We start from the raw sequence: 4,206 nt of genomic DNA, 5'->3' as shown, positions 1-4,206 counted from the left end.
GGCGAGGCGCTGGTGCGCCATCCGCTGGTACGCAAGGCGGCCATCACCGGCAGCGTCGCCGGGGGGGTGGCGGTGATGAAGGCCGCGGCCGAGGGCATCAAGCGGGTAACGCTCGAGCTGGGCGGCCAGTGCCCGTGCATCGTGTGGGAGGACGCCGACCTGGAGAAGGCGATCGAGGCGATTACCTTCCAGTCGTTCCGCGGCTGCGGACAGGTGTGCAACCGGATCAACCGGGTGTATGTCCACGAGAAGGTGTACGAGCGGGTGGTCAACGGCGTCGCCGGGTATGCCAAGAAGGTCGTTACCGGTGACGGGTTCAAGGAAGGCGTGGACATTGGACCGCTGATCAACATGAAGCAGTTGGAATGGGTCGAGAGCCAGGTCAAGGATGCCGTGGCCAAGGGGGCCAGGCTGCTGTCCGGCGGAAGCCGCATCGGCGACAAGGGCTTTTTCTTCGGACCGACCGTGCTGGCCGACTGCAGCCACGATATGGAAGTCATGCGCGAGGAAACCTTCGGCCCGGTGCTGGCCTTCATGAAGGTCAGCGGCGATCTGGAGCAGGCCTTCGAATATGCCAACGACACGGTCTTCGGCCTAAGCGCCTATTTCTTCAGCCGCGATGCCCGAAACTGCTACCTGGCGGCGCACAAGATGGAGGCCGGCTCGGTGTGGATCAACGACATCCACGGCTCGTACGTCCAGGCCCCCTACGGCGGCATGAAGATGAGCGGCATCGGACGCGAGCAGGGCTCGATCGCCGTCGACGACTACCTGGAGTGGAAGACCGTCTACCAGGAGATGAGCTACGAGTCGCGCGGGGCCCGACTGTGCGTTCACAAGTAGGCCGAGGCTGTGATGAGTAGGCCGGTTGTTCTGCTGTACGAACCGATGCACGAGAAAGCCGTCGCCTGGCTCGCTGAGCGGGCGGAAGTGCGCATGGCGCCCAGCCTGGACGAGGAGGCTCTCCTGCAGGTGGTAGCCGAGGTTGATGGGATCATCCTCCGCGCCAACGGAAAGGTCACCCGGCGGCTGATGCAGGCCGCCCCGCGCTTGAAAGTGGTCGCCCGTCACGGTGTGGGCGTGGAAGCGATCGACCGCGTGGCGGCTGCCGAGCTCGGCATCACCGTTGTCAATACACCGTATGCCAACGATGAGTCCGTGGCCGAGCAGTGCCTGGGGATGATGGTGGCCTTGGCCAAGCACATCCTGGAGGCCGACCGCGCCCTACGCGGCGGCGATTGGGACGCCCGCTACCGTCTGATCGGCGCCGAGCTGGAGGGTAAGACGCTGGGGCTGGTCGGCTTCGGCAAGATCGGCCAGCGGCTGGCGAAGATCTGCCATCTGGGCCTGGACATGCCGATCGTGTACTATGACGTCGTAGCCTACCCTGAGGTCGAGGACGCCCTCGGAGCACGGCGGGCCTCGCTGGATGAAGTCCTGGCCCAGGCGGACTTCGTCTCGGTCCACGTGCCGTTGGTCCCCGAGACTAGGGGCCTGATCAACGAGGCCGCCTTGCGCAAGATGAAGCCAAGCGCCTATCTGATCAATAGCTCGCGCGGCCCGGTGGTCGACCAGGCAGCACTGCTGCGGGCACTGCAGGAGGGCTGGATCGCCGGCGCAGGGTTGGATGTGTTCGACCCCGAGCCGCTGCCCGCCGGCAGTCCGCTGCTGAAGCTGGAGAACGTCGTGGTGTCGCCCCACATGGCGGCGCACACCGACGAGGCGTTGTACCGCATGGCGCTGGCCGTGCAAGACGTGATGGCGGTGATTGAGGGCAAAGCGCCCGAATTCCCTGTGGCGCCGCCGGACTGAGGGGGCGGAGGAGTCTCGATGGACAAGCACTGGAACCAGTATTGCACGATGAGCATCGTGCACTTCATGGCCTTTCCGAAAACGATGAGCGGCGAGGGTTCGATCGCGGACAGCGTCGCCAGGATCGCCGAGGATCCATTCTTCGGCGCGGTCGAGATCACGCGGGTGAAAGACCCGGGCGAGCGCCAGGCGGTGAAGCATGTCCTGTGGGCATCGCATATCCAGGTGGGATTTGGGGCGCAGCCGGTGGTTCTGATGGGGAAGCTCAACTTGAACAGCCTGGACGAGGCCGAGCGCAAGCATGCCGTCGACTCGCTGCAAGACAGCGTGGACGAGGCGGTCGAGATGGGGTGCAAGCGCATGGCGTTCCTGTCGGGCAAGGATCCGGGCGACAAGGACCGCAAGGCGGCCGTCGGGGCGCTGGTTCGCTCGACCAGGGAGCTGGCGGGCTATGCACGCGACAGGGGACTGGCCTTGACCTGTGAGACCTTCGATTTCGACGTCGACAAAGCGGCCCTGATCGGCCCGAGCGAACTGGCGGCCGAGTATGCGCAAGAGGTCAAGCGGGACTTTCCTGATTTCGGGTTGATGTACGACCTCAGCCACCAGCCGCTGCTGCGAGAGAAGTCTGAGCCGGCATTGAAACTGCTGAAGAAACACCTGGTCCACATCCATGTGGGCAACTGCGTCACCGATCCGGCAACCCCCGGCTATGGCGATCAGCATCCGCGCTTCGGCTGGCCGGGCAGTGCCAACGACATCCCGCAGGTGGTCGAATTCATCGACGCCTTGTTCAAGTCCGGCTATCTGGCGGAGGGCAAGTCGCCGCGCCCGTGGGTCGGCTTCGAAGTGAAGCCGCAGAGCGCCGACGAATCCTCCGAACAGGTGATCGCCGGAACCAAGCGGGTGTGGGAAGAGGCCTGGTGGCAGGCCTAGGACCGTGACCAGGGTGCGAATCTAGGAACAAGGAGCAGCCAGTGACTGCAGCCAAGACCGATCGGGCGCCTTTGCGGATCCAAGACCTGGAGATGGAGTTCGATCACTGGGAGAAGATCAAGGATCTGATCGACCAGCTGATCGATGTCATCCTGAACTACCGGCAGAGCGGACACCCGGGCGGCTCACGCTCCAAGGTCTACGCCCTAGTTGCGACGCTGCTCAGCGGCGCCATGCGCTGGGACATCCGCCATCCGGAGAAGCGCTTTGGCGACCGGTTCGTTCTCGCCGGCGGACACACAATCCCCCTGATCTATTGCATGCTGGCGCTGTTCAATGAAGCGCTGCGCCTCAAGCTCGAGCAGACCGGTGACAAACGCTACCAGGTGCCGAATGCCAAAGAGCGGATGCTGGTCTGGGAGGACCTGCTGGGCTTCCGCCACCGCGGCGGGCTCTCGGGCCACGCTGAAATGGAAGGTAAGACGCTCTTCCTCAAATTCAACACCGGACCCTCGGGCCATGGCAGCCCGGCGGCCGCCGGGCTGGCGCTGGCGCTCAAGCGCGCCGGCGCTCAGGGCGTCCGGGTCTGGGTGTTTGAGGGCGAAGGCGGGCTGACGCCTGGCTGTGTGCACGAGACGATGAACTCAGCCTGGGGGCTTGCCCTGGACAACCTGTACTACGTCGTCGACTGGAACGACTTCGGCATCGACGACCACACCGTCAGCAGCGTGGTCTACGGCTCGCCGGCCGAGTGGTTCGCCTCCCATGGCTGGCGTGCCACTGGCAGCGAGCAGGGTGAGTCCTGGGGTGCGGTGCTGCGATCCCTGGGGGAGATGGTCGATGGGCCGAACCCGGATCGTGTGCCGAGCATGACCTGGTTCAAGACCCGCAAGGGACGCGGCTACCTCAAGTATGACAATGTCTCCCACGGCGCGCCGCATGCTCGCAACTCGAAGGAGTTCTGGGACACCAAGCGTCCGTTTGTCGAGAAGTACGGAGCGGTCTTCGAGAACTTCGGCGGCGAGGCGCCCAAGGACCCCTCCGGCCTGCAGGGGGAGTTCAAGGCCAACCTCAAGGCCGTGATCGACGTGCTGCGCCAGGACCAGGCGCTGGTTGACTACCTGGCGGGCCGGCTGATTGAACTTGGGGATAGCGTCCCCGAGGCCGTTCCCGGTTTCCGGCTCGGCAAGCGCGGCAATCCGTTCGACGATCCTAAGCTGTTCGACTTCCGCAGCTATCCCGAGGATCTCTACGCCAAGCCTGGAACCTCGGTCGCCAACCGGGCGGCGCTGGCGAAGTGGGGGGCATGGATCAACGGCTACGGCGCCGAGAAGTACGATCGCCCGATCTTCCTGGCCGCCTCGGCCGACCTGGCGGATTCGACGAACATCAGCGGCTTCGCCAAGGGCTACGGCGACTTCAAGGGGTACGGTTGGTACGAGCGCTACGGCACGCCGG

The 4,206-nt window shown here is 64.8% G+C and carries 4 protein-coding genes; all 4 read left to right on the top strand.

Annotated elements, in window-relative coordinates; genetic code table 11:
* A partial coding sequence (locus tag MUO23_01310) for an aldehyde dehydrogenase family protein (GenBank protein MCJ7511589.1) occupies window positions 1-843 on the top strand: 843 nt, incomplete at its 5' end.
* 12 nt (window positions 844-855) lie between these two features.
* On the top strand, window positions 856-1,812 hold the full coding sequence (locus MUO23_01305) for a hydroxyacid dehydrogenase (GenBank protein ID MCJ7511588.1): 957 nt from the start codon (window positions 856-858) through the stop codon (window positions 1,810-1,812).
* Window positions 1,813-1,830: 18 nt separating this feature from the next.
* Entirely contained in the window at window positions 1,831-2,748 is a 918-nt protein-coding gene (locus MUO23_01300) for a sugar phosphate isomerase/epimerase (protein MCJ7511587.1), read from the top strand.
* A 41-nt stretch (window positions 2,749-2,789) separates the two neighbouring features.
* Window positions 2,790-4,206, top strand: a 1,417-nt coding sequence (locus MUO23_01295; GenBank protein MCJ7511586.1) for a hypothetical protein, incomplete at its 3' end; no start/stop codon positions are given.

Source organism: Anaerolineales bacterium (assembly GCA_022866145.1).
In the GTDB taxonomy this organism is placed as follows: domain Bacteria; phylum Chloroflexota; class Anaerolineae; order Anaerolineales; family E44-bin32; genus PFL42.
This window is presented reverse-complemented; position numbering and strand designations above follow the sequence as displayed.

Coding starts and splice junctions, on each gene's coding strand:
- MUO23_01305 (MCJ7511588.1), top strand. CDS start 856: ATGAGTAGGCCGGTTGTTCTGCTGTACGAACCGATGCACGAGAAAGCC.
- MUO23_01300 (MCJ7511587.1), top strand. CDS start 1,831: ATGGACAAGCACTGGAACCAGTATTGCACGATGAGCATCGTGCACTTC.